16 protein-coding genes are annotated in these 17,753 nt (G+C 38.9%); 8 read left to right on the forward strand and 8 right to left on the reverse strand.

Going from position 1 to position 17,753, the window contains the following annotated elements; all coding sequences use genetic code 11:
* Positions 1-23: 23 nt before the first annotated feature.
* On the reverse strand, positions 24-548 hold the full coding sequence (locus tag QE422_RS08550; RefSeq protein ID WP_307456784.1) for a hypothetical protein: 525 nt from the start codon (positions 546-548) through the stop codon (positions 24-26).
* A 981-nt stretch (positions 549-1,529) separates the two neighbouring features.
* Here QE422_RS08550 and QE422_RS08555 point away from each other — a divergent pair.
* On the forward strand, positions 1,530-2,726 hold the full coding sequence (locus QE422_RS08555) for a serine hydrolase (RefSeq protein WP_307456787.1): 1,197 nt from the start codon (positions 1,530-1,532) through the stop codon (positions 2,724-2,726).
* Between the two features lie 72 nt (positions 2,727-2,798).
* Here QE422_RS08555 and QE422_RS08560 read toward each other — a convergent pair whose 3' ends face one another.
* From QE422_RS08560 to QE422_RS08585, 6 genes are all read right to left on the reverse strand, one after another.
* The gene (locus tag QE422_RS08560) at positions 2,799-3,566 is read right to left on the reverse strand and encodes a LytTR family DNA-binding domain-containing protein (RefSeq protein ID WP_307456790.1); all 768 of its coding nucleotides are present in this window, start codon (positions 3,564-3,566) and stop codon (positions 2,799-2,801) included.
* A complete protein-coding gene (locus QE422_RS08565; RefSeq protein WP_307456793.1) occupies positions 3,563-4,594 on the reverse strand; it encodes a sensor histidine kinase in 1,032 nt (343 codons plus the stop codon). The genes QE422_RS08560 and QE422_RS08565 overlap by 4 nt, the downstream gene beginning before the upstream one ends.
* A 60-nt stretch (positions 4,595-4,654) precedes the next feature.
* On the reverse strand, positions 4,655-5,398 hold the full coding sequence (locus QE422_RS08570; RefSeq protein ID WP_307456796.1) for a hypothetical protein: 744 nt from the start codon (positions 5,396-5,398) through the stop codon (positions 4,655-4,657).
* A 128-nt stretch (positions 5,399-5,526) separates the two neighbouring features.
* Positions 5,527-6,933 (reverse strand): alkaline phosphatase, encoded by a 1,407-nt coding sequence (locus QE422_RS08575; RefSeq protein WP_307456798.1) that lies wholly within the window; start codon positions 6,931-6,933, stop codon positions 5,527-5,529.
* A gap of 81 nt (positions 6,934-7,014) precedes the next feature.
* The gene (locus tag QE422_RS08580; protein WP_307456801.1) at positions 7,015-8,217 is read right to left on the reverse strand and encodes a GTP-binding protein; all 1,203 of its coding nucleotides are present in this window, start codon (positions 8,215-8,217) and stop codon (positions 7,015-7,017) included.
* Positions 8,218-8,227: 10 nt separating this feature from the next.
* Positions 8,228-8,566 carry a MerC domain-containing protein gene (locus tag QE422_RS08585; RefSeq protein ID WP_307456804.1) on the reverse strand — a complete coding sequence of 113 codons (339 nt, stop codon included), beginning with the start codon at positions 8,564-8,566 and terminating at the stop codon, positions 8,228-8,230.
* Positions 8,567-8,799: 233 nt separating this feature from the next.
* On the opposite strand from QE422_RS08585, the gene QE422_RS08590 reads away from it, so the two are divergent.
* The 3 genes from QE422_RS08590 (at position 8,800) to QE422_RS08600 (ending at position 11,778) form a co-directional block, all read left to right on the forward strand.
* A complete protein-coding gene (locus QE422_RS08590) occupies positions 8,800-9,918 on the forward strand; it encodes an alpha/beta hydrolase (RefSeq protein ID WP_307456807.1) in 1,119 nt (372 codons plus the stop codon).
* Between the two features lie 1,057 nt (positions 9,919-10,975).
* Positions 10,976-11,338 (forward strand): helix-turn-helix domain-containing protein, encoded by a 363-nt coding sequence (locus tag QE422_RS08595; protein ID WP_307456809.1) that lies wholly within the window; start codon positions 10,976-10,978, stop codon positions 11,336-11,338.
* A 101-nt stretch (positions 11,339-11,439) separates the two neighbouring features.
* Positions 11,440-11,778 carry a helix-turn-helix domain-containing protein gene (locus QE422_RS08600; RefSeq protein WP_307456812.1) on the forward strand — a complete coding sequence of 113 codons (339 nt, stop codon included), beginning with the start codon at positions 11,440-11,442 and terminating at the stop codon, positions 11,776-11,778.
* Positions 11,779-11,901: 123 nt separating this feature from the next.
* On the opposite strand, the gene QE422_RS08605 is transcribed toward QE422_RS08600, so the two are convergent.
* Positions 11,902-12,258, reverse strand: a complete 357-nt coding sequence (locus tag QE422_RS08605) for a hypothetical protein (protein ID WP_307456816.1) — start codon at positions 12,256-12,258, stop codon at positions 11,902-11,904.
* A gap of 507 nt (positions 12,259-12,765) precedes the next feature.
* On the opposite strand from QE422_RS08605, the gene QE422_RS08610 reads away from it, so the two are divergent.
* From QE422_RS08610 to QE422_RS08625, 4 genes are all read left to right on the forward strand, one after another.
* Positions 12,766-13,581: a helix-turn-helix transcriptional regulator gene (locus QE422_RS08610; RefSeq protein ID WP_307456818.1), complete on the forward strand. Its 816-nt coding sequence runs from the start codon at positions 12,766-12,768 to the stop codon at positions 13,579-13,581.
* 62 nt (positions 13,582-13,643) lie between these two features.
* Complete coding sequence (locus QE422_RS08615; protein WP_307456821.1) at positions 13,644-15,284, forward strand: serine hydrolase; 1,641 nt, start codon at positions 13,644-13,646, stop codon at positions 15,282-15,284.
* Between the two features lie 562 nt (positions 15,285-15,846).
* On the forward strand, positions 15,847-16,746 hold the full coding sequence (locus QE422_RS08620; RefSeq protein WP_307456824.1) for a hypothetical protein: 900 nt from the start codon (positions 15,847-15,849) through the stop codon (positions 16,744-16,746).
* 71 nt (positions 16,747-16,817) lie between these two features.
* Positions 16,818-17,720: a hypothetical protein gene (locus QE422_RS08625; protein ID WP_307456827.1), complete on the forward strand. Its 903-nt coding sequence runs from the start codon at positions 16,818-16,820 to the stop codon at positions 17,718-17,720.
* The last annotated feature ends 33 nt before the right edge of the window (positions 17,721-17,753 follow it).

Consider the following 17,753-nt stretch of genomic DNA (forward strand, 5'->3'; position numbering starts at 1 on the left):
AATTATGGAAGATCTACACCATATTAAAAATGTTTCTTATTAACGTTCTGTTTATTTGCAATTATCAGGGCATTGTCGATAATTTTTTTCAGACTCCCATACTGATCAATATGAGAAATATGCAGTTCTAAAAATGGCATCTCCATATTGTACATTTTATAATCTTTCATGTAAATTTTCATCCGCTCTGAGCTGTATTTGCCTATATGGCGATAGAATTCAAAATACTGAATATGACGAAAGTAAATAAATCCGAATTCAGCTGTCCATATTCCATTTTTAGAAATTCTCAACGCCAGTTTCCTCTTTTTTAAACTGTTATATAAGAAGGATAAACTTATAATCATGATAAAGATTCCATAAAATATATAGGCATTAAATATAAAATAGAGAGCAAGCAAAAAAAGTAAAGATCCAAGAACAGCTAAACCAACGGGCTTGCTTGTATAAAAATCATGATGAAATTCTTCCTGGTAAATTGCTAATTTCTTTGAAATTTTGCCTTCGTAATTACGTCTGAAAACCATATATTTTTTATTTTTTATCATTTCTTTATTTTTTAAGTGCTGATAGGGATACTGATCATTCACTACAGATTATGATGCAGACGTTTTTAGGAAGTCAAGCTTGTTATGCTTAAAGTCTTTATTTTCAGGTGTTTTACCTGTGCAATGACAGAATCTCTCTTTACTTTTTTCAGACTGATGTATGTCGATTCATTTTTATTGATAAGCAACCCCTCAATTCGGTTTCGTTTTTCTCTAAATGTAGGGAGTCGGGTTAAAGTATATTCATAGGTGAAAAAATACTTTTGGCTAAAACAAAACAGTGGAATTAAAACAGTTCCGATAAGTGTAATTTTTCTGATCATTTTACATGGATATTTAATTTAAAAAGATACAAACTTAGAAGAAAACATGCTGTCAAAATTTCTCATTCATTTCAAAACGCAGTTCAGGCATCTAATCTATAAGCTGAGCCATTGGAAATCATTTAAGCTATTAAACAACCGTTGGATAGTATGAATGAAAAAGAATAAGATCACCTTTCTGAATGATAATTAATATATGGTTTTAATAAACAATATATATAATGATCGGCCTGATAGCGAATTACAAAAAAATCCAGGATTTTTGAGGCTGATACATTAAATTTCAGTGGGATTATAATGTTTCGGTAAGCTGCTGCTTGAGCTTATTCTTTTCGTCTGAGAAAAATCAGATCAAGGTGCATGAAGAGGGGAAATTTATTTGCTATTTTATGTAACTATACTGCCATTAAAATTGTCATTAAAAGAATAAACCATTAAATAATTTGTCTGAATAAGCCAATAGAAGGGTATCGTTGTTCTTGAACGTAGCCCTTCAAAAGAAAAGTTTGATGCAGTGAACTTTTCCATTGTATTATCTCACAAAGCAAAGAGGAATTGGTATGATGTTGCAAAAATAGATCAGATAATGGTAAATAAAATATCAATAACTTTATGACTGCAGGAAATAGCTTGTCGCACACTGAAACCTTAAATTAAAATGAAATCAATTTTTAAATTAACTTTAATCATCTTAACGGCAACTTTATTTGGCAACAACGTTTTTGCCCAATCCGATCATAAGGTAACGGGAAAATCAACAATTGACAGCCTGATCGGGAATAAAATGAAAACAACAGGCATCGTCGGTCTGTCAGCCTCCATCATTGTCGATAAGAAAGTGGTCTGGACAAACGGTTACGGGTATGCAGACCGGGAAAACCATATACCTTTTACGCCGTCAACGGTTATGAATATTGCTTCAATAAGTAAAACCTTTACCGGATTCTGCATCATGAAGGCGGTGGAACAGGGAAGAGTTTCACTTGATGAAGATATCAACCGCTATCTGCCCTTTAAGGTGGTGAATCCCAATTTTCCGGATGAAAAAATAACCCTGAGACAACTGGCTACCCATACTTCAAGCTTGGCAGACAGATATCCGTTCTACACAGACAGCACGTATTATAAACCCGGGCATAAAGCAGAGCCATTGGGCGAATTTCTGAGAAACTACTTTGTACCTGGCGGTAAACATTACTCCATGGACAATTTTTTAAAGGTGAAGCCGGGAACGCATCGTGATTATTCTAACATCGCCTCCGGTCTGGCAGGATATATCGTCGAACTAAGAACCGGCATGAAACTAAATAATTATGCAAAAAAGTATATTTTCAACCCATTAAACATGGAAAATACCGGCTGGGCGCTGAGTGAGGTTGATGTGAGGAAGCATGCTAAATTATATGAGAAAAAAGAGGGGAGTATCGTCCAAATTCCTTTATATGAAGGAATAACGTATCCTGACGGTGGTGTGAGGACCTCTGTCCGGGAACTGTCTAAATTTTTTATAACCTTGTTAAACGACGGCTCCTATGGAAAGAAGAGGATTCTGAAAAAGGAATTGGCGGAAGAAATGCTCCGGTTTCAATACACGGAAAAGAATAAACCGGATAATGTCAATATCAGTAAGCTCAACTCCGGAATTTTTTGGGCGACCAAACTGGGCGGAACAAGAATTGGGCACAACGGTTCGGATCCCGGCGTCAGAACGTTTATGCTTTCGGATGTAAATAAAGAAGTAGGGGTGATTGTATTTTTCAATACCTCTTTAGAGGAAAAGGATGAAGATCAGTTTTTTGAAATATATGAAGCGCTTTATAAATACGGATTAGAATTAAAGAAAAACTCCAATTAAAATATTTGCAATCCGTATTTGAAGGTTACCTTACTGTGCATGAGGATAAATAGAATACCTTAAGTGCTGGTCCTATTGCTCCACCCATTCCCGGAAAGCAGCCGTAGTGTTCTGGCTGGTTTTAAGATAAATTTTATGTCCTGTTACCTTTACCGCCAGTATATTTTTGTTGTAACGCTGTATACTTTCAATACAGATCTTCTGAACAATTTCACTTCGGTTGATCCGGAAAAAATCTTTCGGTTTTAGCTGACTTTCCAATTCCTTCAGCGTAGATACTGATAAAAGATGTCTTTTTCCTGTTTTATCGTGGGCGAAAACTGTACCTTCCTCAGCCTCAAAAAATGCAATATTTACGGTTTCCAGAAAATAGATCCCCTGAATGCTGCTGATGCTGAAGCGTTTTTTATATGGTTCGCCGGATAAATTCTGTCTGATCAGCTCTGCCAGGTCATCCAGTGAAGTCTGTTCTTTGGGACGGGATTTCGTAAGCAGGAGATACTTATCCCAGGCTTTCCGGAAATGTTCTTTGGAAAAGGGTTTCAGCAAATAAGCAATTCCGTTGCTGTCGAAGGCATCCATCCAGAACTGGTCATAGGCGGTGGTAAAAATGATGGGACAGCTCACGGGAACCTCGTTATATATTTCAAAGGCATTTCCGTCCAGCAGCTCGATATCTGAGAAAATGAGGTCAGGCTGATGAGCTTTCAGAAATGTTATGGCAGACTGCACGGTATCTAATTCCGCGATAATTTCCGTATCGAGATTCAATCCGTCAATAAACCGTTTCAGTTTTTTCCTCGCCGGAATTTCATCTTCTATAATGACGATCTTTATCATATGCTAAGTGAATGGATTATGGGAATTCGTATAGAGAACCTATCGGCTGAACGGTTGACTTCGAGAGGCTTCTGCGTCAAAATCCGGTACTGTTCCTCCAGGTTTTTCAGCGCCCGGCCCGATACCGGTTTGGCATTCCTTTTTAAACGGATATTGTTAAAGGCCTGAATAGATTCATCAATTCGGATGGTGATTTCCACAGGATCGTCTTCCGTACCCAGATTGTGCTGTATTGCATTTTCGATCAGGAGCTGCAGGGTCAAAGGAACAATAAAACCATTGCTGTCTTTTACATCAAGGTTGAGCCGATAGGCTTTTCCGTAACGGTATTGGAACAGGTTAAAATACTGCCTGGCAAAAGCGGCTTCTTCATTCAGGCTTACCAGTTCTTTTTCGGAAACCTTTAAGACATAGCGATAGATTTCTGCAAATTCGTTCAGGAAGTCAGATGCTTTTTCTTTATCCTCTTCAATAAACTGATCCAGGATATTAAGGTTATTAAAAAGGAAATGCGGGTTCAGCTGGTTCTTTAACTGGTTAATTTTGCTTTTGGCCAGTGCATCATTATAAATCATCAACTTTTCATACTGTTTCCTGCTGTGATGATGATAATAATACGCAAGGAAAAAACCTCCGTAAATTATACCGTCCAGCAAATCAGAAAACAGCGAATAAGTAAAAGCGTCCTTGTTGAAATTTCTTTCTACAGTATCGAAAATAAGAGCCAACAGCAAGCCTATGATTTTCATGGATATCATATATGTCAGGAGGGATGCTATAAATATTTTCAGCAGTATCATGGTGTTTAATACGTTCGAAACCTGCCATTTTTTAATGAAGTAAAGAATTACCCAAAACAGGAGACCTGCATTCAGCAGTGTAGCGAGAGCAGCTTCCGGCGTAAAAATGTAAGCATCGATTTCCCTCCGGACTATCATGCGGATGTATATCGACTGTACATAAGCAAAGACCAGAATAAACAACAGAAAATATCTGTTTTGATATGCTTTTTTGAGAATACTAATCATTTTTTCAAGACTACAATTTACAAAAAATAGCCCTGTGTATTTGCAGGACCATTTTCAATTTTATCTCTTCTCAGGAAATGAGGCTACAACTTTACCGCTGTCATCATAAAAATCCAGTTTTGCCTGATTGTTTTTATCGACGTAGAACATGGCTTTCGGCGCTCCTTTATCATCAAACAGGAAAAGTCCGTTGTTCAGGCTTCTCGATTTTCCCAGCATTACGCGGGGAACTCCTCCGATCAGGCCTTTGGCCTCATACTCCTGGTACTTGCGCTTTGCTGCTGAAGGATTTTTTTTGCCGATCTCCTCCAGTTCTTTCATGATTTCCATGGTTTTTACCTGAGATTCCTTGGCCGGACGGTCATTGAAAGCCAGCGTGCTGCCGACAAACCGGTCGTCTCCTTTCCCGACATCCTGAGTCAGCAATTGCATCACCTGGTCGCCGTCGTATTGGTCATACGTCAGCGAAAGTCCTGATTCGTGGCCGTTTTTTGTTTTCTTTCCATCATAGATAAAACCTCCGCACTCGATGCCCTCTTCATTAAAGAACAGCATGCCCGAGCGTTTTTTCCGGTCTTCATTTACAGGAAGCCCGTTGATTTTACTTTTGCCGTTCGGGAACCGGTCCACATTGGTAATGACCATTTTTACAGTGCCGTCTTTCTCTACAATATTGATCCTTTCCACATCAATTTCACTGAATTTCTGATGTCCGTCCGGTGTAAAGGCTGACGAGAAAATAAAGATTATCCCAAATGCAGACAGGGCTGCAAAAGTTCTTAAAAATACCAGTTCTCTATTCATTGTCTTTTGATTTTAAAGTTTAATGAAGCAAAGGTATTTTGCGAATAAGGTTCCGGGAAGAACAAATCTTTAAACTCGGGAATAATTCAAACGAATGCAGGAAAATAACAGTTTACTATTTTCTGCAGCTAAGCCATTTTAAGTCCACCCGCTTTCAGCATCAACTGGTGAAGATCTGTATTTTTGATGAAGGGTGAAAGGAATTCTCTTCCGGGACCATAGGCAGTAACTTCCACATAATCTCCCGAATGGTCCATGCTGATCCAGCCGACATTATTGTGTTTCTGCTGGATTTCCGAATACGCTTTATAAGGTAACTTTTTGTAGTTATACAATCCGGATTCCTGTTTCTCCAGTCCCATATAAAAGTTGAGGAGATGCTTGCCTTCTTCATCAGTCAGCCGGATCTTATTGGTCTCATAAATCCAGTCTTTGATCTGTTGCAGATTAAAATCGGGCTTAACGGCATTCAAAATATACTCATTAGAATATGTATAGTTGGAAATGCTGTTGAACCTGGCAGTGGCATCGGCTCCGTAGATCGTTCCCGGATTGGCATTGCCGTGATCGGTGGTAATGATAACAAGGGTTTTCTGATCTTTTTCGGCGAAATCGATCGCCACTTTCACCGCTTCATCAAACGCCAGCTGATCGTGGATGATGGCTGCAACATCATTGGCGTGGGCAGCCCAATCTACTTTGCCGCCTTCGATCTGTAGCACAAACCCTTCAGGATGATCTTTCATCTGGTTGATGGCTGTTTTAGCCATATCCGCAAGGGCAGGGCTGTTCTGCAAATCGGGGAGATTCTTCCGGTCAATTGTATAAGGCAATGCGCCCGTAGTGAAAACACCTAAAATCTTGCCGGATTTTTTGACATTTTTTAAATCATTCTTCGTTTTAAGGATCTGATAGCCTTTCTGCCGGTAAGCTTCATACACATCTTTGCGATCCGATCTTTTATCGGGATTAAAAAATTCATCGCCTCCGCCCATCAGTACGTCCAGTCCGAGCTGGTGATACATTTCTGCAATTTCGGGCTCAGCGTTTCTGCTGTCGGAGTTGACACAGAAACCCGCCGGGGTAGCATGGGTAATGGTTACCGTTGTTACACAGCCTGCTTTTTTTCCTGATTTCTTAAACTTCTGCCATATCGGGACATAGCGTTCTCCGTCTGCACCGACGTTGAGAACCCCGTTCTTAACCCGCACCCCGCCGCCGAAGGCAGAGCTCGCAGCGGCTGAATCCGTTACGATCGAACTGGCAGAGGCCGTATCCATTAAGGCACGGCTTACCTGTCCTGTATGATAAAGATCCATCCAGTGGCTGGTTGTACCGAGGATATTCCTGGAATAAAGATCCGCCATCGTTAAGGTTCCCAGGCTCATCCCGTCACTCACCATAAAGATGATGTTTTTAGCTTTTTTTGGATCTGAAGAAACCATTACCGGATTTCCGGCAAAAAGATCGGCAGGGCTTACAGCGAGAGCTCCGGTTAAAAGTGTAGAACCTTTTAAAAATGTACGTCTGTCCATAGCGAAATCATATTCGGTAAAGGTATAATGAATATATTTTTATCGAAACAATGTTGCGTTAATTAATTGTGAATTTTAAGCCTAAATATTTTGTGGGAAAGGATCTTTAAAATATCTTTTTTCTTGCACCCATTTCGATTCAAATCTATTGACGAGACAGGCCTCCAAATCTTTTTGTATTTGGTCTTGGTTGAGGTTTTGTCCTATAAAAACCAGTTCATTGATCCGGTCTCCCCAGTCTTTATCCCATCTTTCTTCAATGAAATCCTGATTTTCCAGGAATGCGGAATACTGCACCCGGTAATGAAGCGGCATACTGGACCACCATACGCCGGCTTTTTCCAACCGGAACGAACCGCCGGCCTGTGAAAAGTTGAGTGCGTCGTCCGGCCTGGAGGCCAGCCAGAATAACCCTTTCGCCCTTAATGCTCCCTGAGGATAATGGGCATTGAGATATTCCCACAGCCGTAGCGGGTGAAAAGGCCTGCGGTCCCTGAACACAAATGAGCCGATCCCATATTCTTCAGTCTCCGGAGTATGACTGTCAGCCGCCAATTCTTTCTGCCATCCCGCGGAATGCTGCGCTTTCTCAAAATCAAATAATCTGGTATTTACAAGTTCACCGGGATTCACTTTGCTGAATTCCGACTGAATAATCTTTGCTTCGGGATTCAGCTTTTTTAACGCTGCTTTCAGAAATCCTACGGTGTCGGCATCAACGAGGTCGGTCTTATTGAGGATGATGACGTTGGCAAACTCGATCTGATCGATCAGAAGATTGACTATTGTTCTTTGATCCCCTTTTATATCGGTTAATTCCCGGTCGGTAAGCAATTCATTCGTTCCGAAATCCTTTTCAAAATTATAACAGTCTACTACCGTAACCATGGTGTCGATATAGCTGAACCTTGATAAATCGATCCCGCTTTCTTCATCAATATAGGAAAACGTCTGTGCAACGGGAACCGGTTCGCTGATCCCGCTGCTTTCGATGAGCAGATAATCAAAACGTTTTTCATTTGCCAGGCGTTCCACCTCAACCATCAGATCTTCTCTCAGCGTACAGCAGATACAGCCGTTGCTCATCTCCACAAGCTTCTCTTCGGTTCTGGATAATGTGTTTTCATTGGCTACGAGTCTTGCATCGACGTTCACTTCACTCATATCATTGACGATCAAAGCTACTTTTAGCCCTTCTTTATTATGAAGAATATGGTTAAGCAGTGTGGTTTTTCCGGCCCCTAAAAAGCCGCTCAGAACGGTTACGGGTAGTTTGTGGTTCATAATGTTGGGATTAATGTTTATGGTTATTGAAGTTGATAAGGTGCGCGGCAATCAGACCCGCCGCACCGAAGTAAATAAGCGGTAAGTGGATTTCAAAAATCATATCCGAAAAAACGGAAATTGAGATCAGCATGATGGACAGGGCAAATAATACTTTCAGCCATTGGTTAGCCGTTTTTTTTGAGATCCGGTAAACCACAACAGCACCAATCAGCAGGAATGCCAGATCTACGAACGGATTATGCGAAATTCCCAGGGGAACAATCAGTAATAACGGAAATACAACACAGTGAATCAAACAAAGTACAGCGGCTGATATTCCGACAGCATCTAAAATTTTTGATTTCATAAAATACAATTTAAGTTCTTAGGATAACTCTGCTGCAAAAGTAGAAATAACATTTTATTAATGCAACTTAATTGCATTAATAAATAAAACAAATCAGAATCCCGATGGATTTAAATTGATTCCCAATACCATATCTGGCATATTATTAGATTGTGAATTTAAATCTTTAGGAGTTGTAGTTGATTCATACAATTCATTTAGATGAAGGATGACATCAACTATAAATAAATCATATGAAACACAACATTTTTAAATGGACGCTTGCCATGAGCACTTTAGTCCTGACTTTTTCATGCTCCAAGAAGAGCGATGCCAAAGAATCCCAAAACATGACTACCGGTGATTCAGCAAAAACAACCGCGATCAAGCCTACGGGCACGGCGCCGGAATGGGGTAAAACCATGAAGCCTGAAATGCTCGCGGTTATCGAAAAACTGGGCAGTTACGGAGATAAACCTATTGAAACCCTGACGGCTCAGGAGGCCCGTAAAAATCACACACCTACTGATGCGGTGATGGATTTGGTAAAAGAGAACAACATTACCGTTCCGGCACCCAAAGTAGATACTACCGGTACCAATATTGACGTAACCGGCGGAAAAATTCATCTGCGGATGTACACTCCGAAAACAGGAAACGGACCTTTTCCGGTGATTGTTTATTACCACGGTGGTGGATTTGTAATTGCTGATCTTGACGTTTACAATGCGTCTGCACAAGGGTTAGCAGAACAAACCGGAGCTATCGTCGTTTCTGTTGCTTATCGTCAGGCACCGGAACATAAATTCCCGACCGCTCACAACGATGCTTTTGCCGCTTACGAGTGGGTGGTGAAAAATGCAGCCGGCTTCAAGGGTGATCCTAAGAAAATCGCGGTTGCCGGAGAAAGTGCCGGAGGGAATTTGGCCGCTAATGTTTCTATCATGGCCCGTGATAAAAAGATCATGCTGCCATTGCATCAGATTTTAGTGTATCCGATCGCGCAATCAGATATGAACACCGAGTCTTACGTAAAATATGCCAATGCAAAACCTTTGAATAAAGCAATGATGGCATGGTTTACAAAAAATTACGTAAATAGCATGGATGAAGCAAAAGATCCCAGAATTTCTCTGGTGAATGCCAATCTTAAAGGCCTGCTGCCTCCGACAACGATTATTACTGCAGAAATCGACCCGCTGAATCAGGACGGAAAAATGCTTGCTGAAAAGCTTTCCGCTGCCGGTGTTACAGTAGACAGTAAAGACTATACGGGGGTGACCCACGAATTTTTCGGGATGGCGATCATCGTTCCTGAAGCTAAGCAGGCACAGGCCTATGCCGTTGAAAAATTAAAAGCCGCTTTTAAATAGAAATATAATTCATAGCTTTTTAATCTCCCGTAAGGTACATCTTTCGGGAGATTTATTTTGCATAAAACTGTACCGGATTTTTGATGAAAAATTACAAAAAAAAAATTTCCATTTCTCATAGCCTATACTTGTTTTGAGTTTAATTACTCATTTGTTTATGATAAAATACAATAGTTTGATTCGTTTTGAAATTCAATCAGGAGAGGTGTATTATGATAATTTACTTGATTCTTTTGTATTTTATTGGTCAGTAAACAGATTATTCAGACTAAAATTTTGCCGTTAAACTGTTTAATAAAAATAATCGGATCCCACCCAACATACGCTGGTTTAACAAAAATAAGTCAGCATTCATCAATATTATTTAATTAATTTGAAACCAAATTATTTTTTAAATATTTATGTTTATTGTTGTTTTTTTTAATATAATATGCGTAATTTTATTGCTGTTCTAATGCCTTTGTAGATATAAATCTACAGGATAATTTATTGTTTTAATAATATAGTATCTAAATTTGTAAATATATTTTAACAATAAAAATCTTTTTTATTCCTACTTGTTTTTCATATGTAATGCAAATAAATATTCAATGGAATTTTTCTCAATTAGTTTTGAAGAGTTCCATAGGATTGTAAGATTTAAATATGGTAAAGGTAATGCTGAAGTAAGAGAAAAAATGAAGCGGAAACTTTTACATTTTATAAAATTACTCCTTTAATCAGGGATTCCCAGGTAGGAATTACTTTGTTTTTGGATGGCTGTGCAGTTTTATAGATGGGAAATGTGATGAATAACCTTTGAAAATCATGTCAATATGTAATGGAAAGATTTGTTGTACCATATAATCGGGGAAAATTTTATTTTTATCAAAGGGCTTGGCAATCTCAGTTTAAACACAATGAAGGCATTGTTATAAATAAGAGGTTTGAGCATTTGAAATATCCGGAAATAGAGGTAAACCGAAGCACTTTAAAATTAGATAAAAACACAATGATAACAAATTTTAAAAAAATACATATCGGAAAAATGATCCGGCGCCGCGTGTGGGAAAAAGAAATGGAATCATCACGTATCTGCCGGTTATTCGGCTGTACGGAAGAAGAAATCATGGAAATGTACGAAGCAGAAAACCTTTATCCAGATGTCATCATGAAATGGTGTAAGCTTCTGGACTATGATTTTTTCAGAATCTACACCCAGCATCTTATCCTGTATGCTCCTATGGTGAGGGAGAAATATGGAAAACCTAACGGCAGCCCTTCGGTTCCATGTTTTAGGAAGAATATCTACACCCGGGAAATCATCGATTTTATTCTGGATCTTCTTGAAAAGGAAAAGAAAACGAAACAACAGATTATGGATGAATACAATATTCCGAAAACCACGCTGTATAAATGGATACAGAAATATAACAATTGAAATTATAAGAATAAAGGGTAAAATCCGCAATTGTACAGAACACTATAATTACATCAATATACACCAAATCACATCATTTATTTTTTTATTGACTATTACTTATGAGCCGCCCAAATTATAAAAAGATTTATACGGATATTATTACCATGAAGTATCCCGACAAGATGGAGGACTGTCGCAGTATACTTTCCAAATCTACCCTGAGCACGATGGATATTATTAATCTACAAAAGACGCTTTTCGGTTCGGAGAATATTTCTGCCGGCCAGCTCAACCAACTTCACAAATCATATGACCGGCCTACGATTTTAAGTATTCTGAAATATCAGAAAGAGCACAGGCTGAACAATAGCCAGGTAGCTGAACATTTCGATCTGAGCAGGAACACTGTGGCCAAATGGAAAAAAATGTTTGACAAAGACGAAAGATCCGAACTCTAGAATCAATAGGATGGTTCACAATATGAAGTCTTTGCCTGAATCTTCAACGGTGTACTCTTTCTAATTTAGTTTTCTCACTACTTAAAAATTACTTTTCAGATTTTATTGTGCTGACACTATGGGTCAATAGCTTTCAATAAGAGTCTTATACCGGTCATATGCTACATTTCCCATTTTTTCTCTAATATAGTCCGTCTCAGTGATGTTTCTTTTCTTCTGAATGAACCGGATAAATGAAAACGTCTTTTGGCATTCTTCAAAGCCTTTCAGCTGCATCGTATTTCTTGCATGATCATCCGTCATTTCATTCAGCCATTCTTCGTAGTGGTCCGTTGAAACATTTAATTGAAGATCATAATACAGGTAAACAGCATTACTGTAAGAAATCCGTAGGGTATGGTATTCTTTATTTTCTTCAGAAAGATATTTTATAAAAAATTCCTGTTGTGTATGGTGTAAAGGGTGTTTTGGATTGATCATGGTAGTTTAGTTTTTACTTGTTTATTATGTATTTGATTTATTTCTTACTTCATGAGTAAAGTTTTGCGAAAATATTGATTCTATAAATGAAAACTGACTAATATTAATAGATAAAATTATATACCGTAATTATTTAATTCTAATAGATAAAACGACACAAATGATCATTTAACTCTAATATTATGATATGCTTTTTCACATTAAAATATAAGAAGACTCGATTGTGGAATCTATCTTTGTAAATAGTACGATTAATTTAGGGTCGGATCATTAAAAGAGCAACTTTGTTCTATGTTTTAAAAAGGATTAAAAATTTGCTGATTTTTCACTTCTTCTCCGGTGGATAACAAATGATAAACTCCTAGTAGCCATACATTATTCATGCCGAATGTCGTTTTTAGATCCAGATCCCTAATATTTCAATAAAATATCATGAAACTTATTATTTAATTTGAAATCATAATACAGTAAAATTAGTGTAGATTTATCGTAAACTTTAATCAGGAAATGATACAGCTGCCGAAGGGACAATTTTACGGTGAAACCAATTTTAAAAGAAACGTGAATTCGCTAACGCTTACGGATACCGTCTATATCCATGATTTTGTAGACTGGCACTATCATGAGACGCCTTATTTTACTTTTCTGTTAGAGGGTGGTCTGATCGAAGGCTATAAAAAGGACAGGAAGAATTTCACGGCAGGGAATATTTTATTCCATAACTGGGATGAGTGCCATTATAACCATAAGCCTACTAAAACCGCCAGGGGATTTCATCTTGAAATAGAACCGGAATTTTTAAAAAATTATAAGGTCTCTCTACTTAACCGTCAGGGAAATCACACGCTGCAGAATCCATTGCTGACGATTTTATTTTACCGGTTGTTAACCGAAAGTAAATCCAAAGACCCGCTGAGCGAAATGGTTATTGAATCTTCGGTACTCGAAATTGTATCGGTTTTAAATAATGAAACGGTGCTTGACGAAAAGCATATACCGCGATGGGTAAACCAGGTAAAGGAAATCCTGCATGAAAATGACAGTGCTGCATTAAATCTCAAAGAGATTGCCAATATTCTGACCATTCACCCAGTTCATTTGTCCAGGAGTTTCAAAAAATACTTTCACTGTACTTTGGGAGAATATATAAGGAGAATAAAAATCGAGAAGGCAGCACTCGGTGTCCTCAACAGCGATCAGTCGTTGACTGCCATTGCCCATGAATGCGGGTTTGCCGACCAAAGTCATTTTATCAAAATGTTTAAAAACTATCTGCGGATGAATCCGTCTCTTTTTAAGAAAATACAAAAAGCTAAATGTTAATCTGATCCTATTTTTTCTGAAAGGTTTACAGGAACTTTGTCCGGTCTATAAATTAATTTCTTGTGAAAAATATAATCCTGATTGCCTGCTTATCGTTTATCTCTATTCTGAATGCGCACAGCCGAAATCTTTCATTAAAACAGGATTCGGATAGCCTGTATGCTGCAAATGTTGGAAAGATTCTGTTTCTTCCGTCTTTTAAAAATCTCAATCAGATCACAAAGAATGATGTTATAAGCCGGTATACTTTTACTCCCAAAAGTGATCTTTCTTTTATTGCATTTTTTGAGAAGCCGCTTACAGCGTACACTTCCTCGCTAAGTCTTGATGTAAAAAGGGATTCTCTGTTTAAGATCTCAAATTATCAGTTTGCTGTATGGGTGGACGATAAAGAAATATACCGAAGCAATCTTCTACCAGGAGCACCTCAGCGGAAGGTACAGGATACGGCACTGATTCTTAACAGGCCGTTGATTGACAATAAAAACGGGCAGGGTTCCTGGAGCGAATCCTTCTGGAACCGGTTTATGAATAACGGCGGGGAAAATGCACTGCAGGACGGCCTTCATCATCTGCGTCTGGAAATCCGTCCGTATGTAAACAGGCAGAATCAGATAAAAACCGGTCCGGTGATGGCAAGCGGCGAACTGATCTTACAGGTATCCCGGCATCCTGTAATCGATATCCGTCACATTGCATTGAATGCGCCCAAGCCTTACGACGGATTCCCGGTGTCTTCAAAAAAGTTTGACACAGCAAAAATAAAACAGCTGAAAGGGCTGATCGATGAGGGAATATTCAAACGGATCAACAGTATTGTGGTTATTAACGGAGGGAAACTTCAGATTGAAGAATATTTTAACGGCGAAGACCGAAATACCCTCCATGATCCCAGATCAGTTGGAAAATCTTTTGTTTCTACCCTGATGGGAATAGCTATCGGGAACAAAATCATTGAAAACGAAGATCAGAAGCTCAGCACTTTTTACGATTTTAAAAACAATCAGTATGCTAATGACAAGGGTGAGGCGACAATTAAAGAACTTTTAACGATGTCCTCCGGATTTAACGGCAACGACGATGATCCTGAATCTCCCGGAAATGAGGAAAAAATGTATCCGATAAATAACTGGACGGAATTTGTACTGAACCTGCCATACGATCCTGCTTTAAAGAACAGATGGCATTATTTTACGGCTGGTACGGTCCTGCTCGGTGATCTCCTGAACCGGTCAGTTCCCGGAGGATTGGAAAAGTTTGCAGATGAAAAACTCTTCAGTTCGTTAAATATTAAAAATTACCGCTGGGAATATACCCCGCAACAGGTTCCCAACACGGCCGGCGGAATCCGGATGAACGCGCTGGATTTTGCAAAATACGGGCAGCTCTACAAAAACAACGGCCTTTGGAATAAAAAACGGATCATTCCCGAATCCTGGGTTAAAAAAACGCTGACCCGGCAGGTAATGATTCCGGAGAGAAAAGAGGAATACTACAGCTACCTTTTCTGGAATAAAAAATTTAACGCAAAGGGTAGGGGAGTGGAAGCTTTTTACTGTGCAGGAAACGGAGGCAATTATATCATCATCCTTAAAGATCTTCCTGTTGTCGTGGTTATCACAGCAAGCGCATACGGCCAGACCTATGCCCATACCCAGGTTACAGAAATCATAGAAAACTATATTCTCCCAGCTATTCTTTAATAGAAAAGTTTTCAAACTATGGCATCGCAGAATCAACACAAATAAGAAATTCATTCTATCATTCTGCGATATTTTACCTTGAGGAAATTTAACTTGCAGTGCTTATTTTATTGATCCTTTCACAGTGTTTGATAAGTTTCTATTAGATTTAAATTCACGAATAAATACAATAGCAAAATTAAAAATAACATTGGATTAAAATACACCTGTTAAAACATGTGCTCTAAGCAAAGTAGAGAATAAGTAATCACCTTAAAACACAAAAATAAAATTTTCTTTTTTTCACTATTATTTCTTTAAATATCTTTTATCAGGGAGGAACTGAAACTTTCCTTCGCAGAGTACTTTTGATATTGGGAAATGTTAGGAAATTTTAACAAATTATATTAAAAATGAAAGGAGAAAAGACTATAATACTCTACTGACGGGGAAATTTTCACTGCTGTAACCCATTGAAAATATAAATTTTATAAAAATATTTTTTTCCAATATGATTATAATCATATCTGTTATTTTTTTATATATTTGTTAAAACATAATCACATTAATTAAAAAAAATTAAATGAAAAAAGTTCTATTGTTTCCATTATTGGGATGTATTTTCATCGTAAAGTCCCAAGTAGGGATAAATACAAATACGCCCTCAAGTACACTGGATTTCGGAGGATCATTGGAAGGAAACTACCGTGAAATCACTGCCAATACTTCTTTATCCGCGACAGATTACCATGTATCATTTGGAGGAACTTCCGCAACGACCTTAAATTTACCTCAAATGTCTACTGCAGACGGCTCTGCATCGGATTTCCGGGGCCGGAAATATTTCGTAAAGAACAACAGCTCTGCTTCCAATCTTACGTTAGCGGCTGCTTCCGGTCAGACTATACGGATCGGGGGAAATAATGCAACTAACAATTCGTATATTTTATCTCCCGGTGTACTGGGTATCTTTACCGCCAATGCGACCAACGGCTGGGATCTTGATCTTGCGGTAAATACCATTCCCGATACAAGCTGGAAGATTACAGACAATGCTTTCAACGGTACCTTAAATTCAGCACAGGCGATCGCCGGTAATAATTATCAGGTTATCACGGGAAGCAGTGTAACGGTTACTGTACCCGGCGGGTATAACGAATCTATTGTTACACTCAATTTTGACGGGTGGGGCCATACTTTCTATTCAGGAGTATCGATGGGTTCACTGAGATTTCAGATCGCTCAGAGCGGTACCTCTTCCAATGTGTATACTTCAACCACAATGACTTCCTGGACAGCACCGGTTAATTCAGGGGGCTATTACAGATTTACTTTTCCGGCAGCCTATTCTATTTCTAATTTAGTTCCGGGGACATATACTTTCAATTTGCAGGTTATTAGAGAAGGCGAAGTAGGGGCCGCACCAAATGAAGTTGTTGTTTGGGGAATCCAGAGCAGAGCGGAAGTATACAGTAAGAATTAATTCATATTATCCAATAGAGTCAATTGCATACATGAACTGAATTACAAATCCAATTATTAAAATATATCTAAATGAGAAAAAAAATACTTTTATTGCCAATTTTAGGGATTATTTGCACAGCCAATGCGCAAGTCGGAATAAATACCAATACCCCTTCAAGCACACTTGATTTCAGAGGGTCTTTGGAGGGAAATTATCGTGAAGTTACCGCTGATGCTACTTTATCGGCTACAGATTACCATGTATCGTTTGCAGGAACTGCCACAGCAACCCTGGGCTTACCTCAGATGTCTACGGCAGATGGCTCTTCATCGGATTTCCGGGGCCGGAAATATTTTGTAAAGAACAACAGTTCTACCTCCAATCTTACTTTAGCGGCTGCTTCCGGACAGACCATGCGGATCGGAGGAAGTAATACGGCCAACAATACCTATATTTTATCTCCCGGCGTACTGGGAATCTTTACCGCCAATGCAACCAACGGCTGGGATCTTGATCTGGCGGTAAATACCATTCCGGATACAAGCTGGAAGATTACCAACAACGCTTTTAACGGCACTCTCAATTCAGTACAAGCTATATCTACCGGCAATACGTATCAGACAGTGGATGGGACCAGCTTAACGGTTACTGTTCCTACAGGGTATAATCAATCCATTGTCATGCTTAATTTTAACGGATGGGGAGATGTTGATCCGGGAGGCGTATCGATGGGGTCGCTGAGATTTCAGATTGCTCAGACCGGAACAGCCACCGCAACGTATACCTCTACTACAATGACATCATGGTCGTTTCCTGTGACCGGAGCAAGGACAAGATATACTTTTCCTGCGGCTTACTCTATTTCTAATTTAGCCCCGGGAACGTATACCTTCAATTTGCAGGTTGTAAGAGAAGGGGAAACGGGCACCGCTCCCAACGCAGTGAATGTGTGGGGCGTTCAGAGTACAGCGAAGGTGTATAATAGAAATTAAGGTAAGTTTCAGTTTTGTAGTGTATGTTTATAC

It is taken from the genome of Chryseobacterium sp. SORGH_AS_0447 (genome assembly GCF_030818695.1).
Taxonomy (GTDB): domain Bacteria; phylum Bacteroidota; class Bacteroidia; order Flavobacteriales; family Weeksellaceae; genus Chryseobacterium.

Coding starts and splice junctions, on each gene's coding strand:
- QE422_RS08550 (WP_307456784.1), bottom strand. CDS start 548: ATGATAAAAAATAAAAAATATATGGTTTTCAGACGTAATTACGAAGGC.
- QE422_RS08555 (WP_307456787.1), top strand. CDS start 1,530: ATGAAATCAATTTTTAAATTAACTTTAATCATCTTAACGGCAACTTTA.
- QE422_RS08560 (WP_307456790.1), bottom strand. CDS start 3,566: ATGATAAAGATCGTCATTATAGAAGATGAAATTCCGGCGAGGAAAAAA.
- QE422_RS08565 (WP_307456793.1), bottom strand. CDS start 4,594: ATGATTAGTATTCTCAAAAAAGCATATCAAAACAGATATTTTCTGTTG.
- QE422_RS08570 (WP_307456796.1), bottom strand. CDS start 5,398: ATGAATAGAGAACTGGTATTTTTAAGAACTTTTGCAGCCCTGTCTGCA.
- QE422_RS08575 (WP_307456798.1), bottom strand. CDS start 6,933: ATGGACAGACGTACATTTTTAAAAGGTTCTACACTTTTAACCGGAGCT.
- QE422_RS08580 (WP_307456801.1), bottom strand. CDS start 8,217: ATGAACCACAAACTACCCGTAACCGTTCTGAGCGGCTTTTTAGGGGCC.
- QE422_RS08585 (WP_307456804.1), bottom strand. CDS start 8,566: ATGAAATCAAAAATTTTAGATGCTGTCGGAATATCAGCCGCTGTACTT.
- QE422_RS08590 (WP_307456807.1), top strand. CDS start 8,800: ATGAAACACAACATTTTTAAATGGACGCTTGCCATGAGCACTTTAGTC.
- QE422_RS08595 (WP_307456809.1), top strand. CDS start 10,976: ATGGAATCATCACGTATCTGCCGGTTATTCGGCTGTACGGAAGAAGAA.
- QE422_RS08600 (WP_307456812.1), top strand. CDS start 11,440: ATGAGCCGCCCAAATTATAAAAAGATTTATACGGATATTATTACCATG.
- QE422_RS08605 (WP_307456816.1), bottom strand. CDS start 12,258: ATGATCAATCCAAAACACCCTTTACACCATACACAACAGGAATTTTTT.
- QE422_RS08610 (WP_307456818.1), top strand. CDS start 12,766: ATGATACAGCTGCCGAAGGGACAATTTTACGGTGAAACCAATTTTAAA.
- QE422_RS08620 (WP_307456824.1), top strand. CDS start 15,847: ATGAAAAAAGTTCTATTGTTTCCATTATTGGGATGTATTTTCATCGTA.
- QE422_RS08625 (WP_307456827.1), top strand. CDS start 16,818: ATGAGAAAAAAAATACTTTTATTGCCAATTTTAGGGATTATTTGCACA.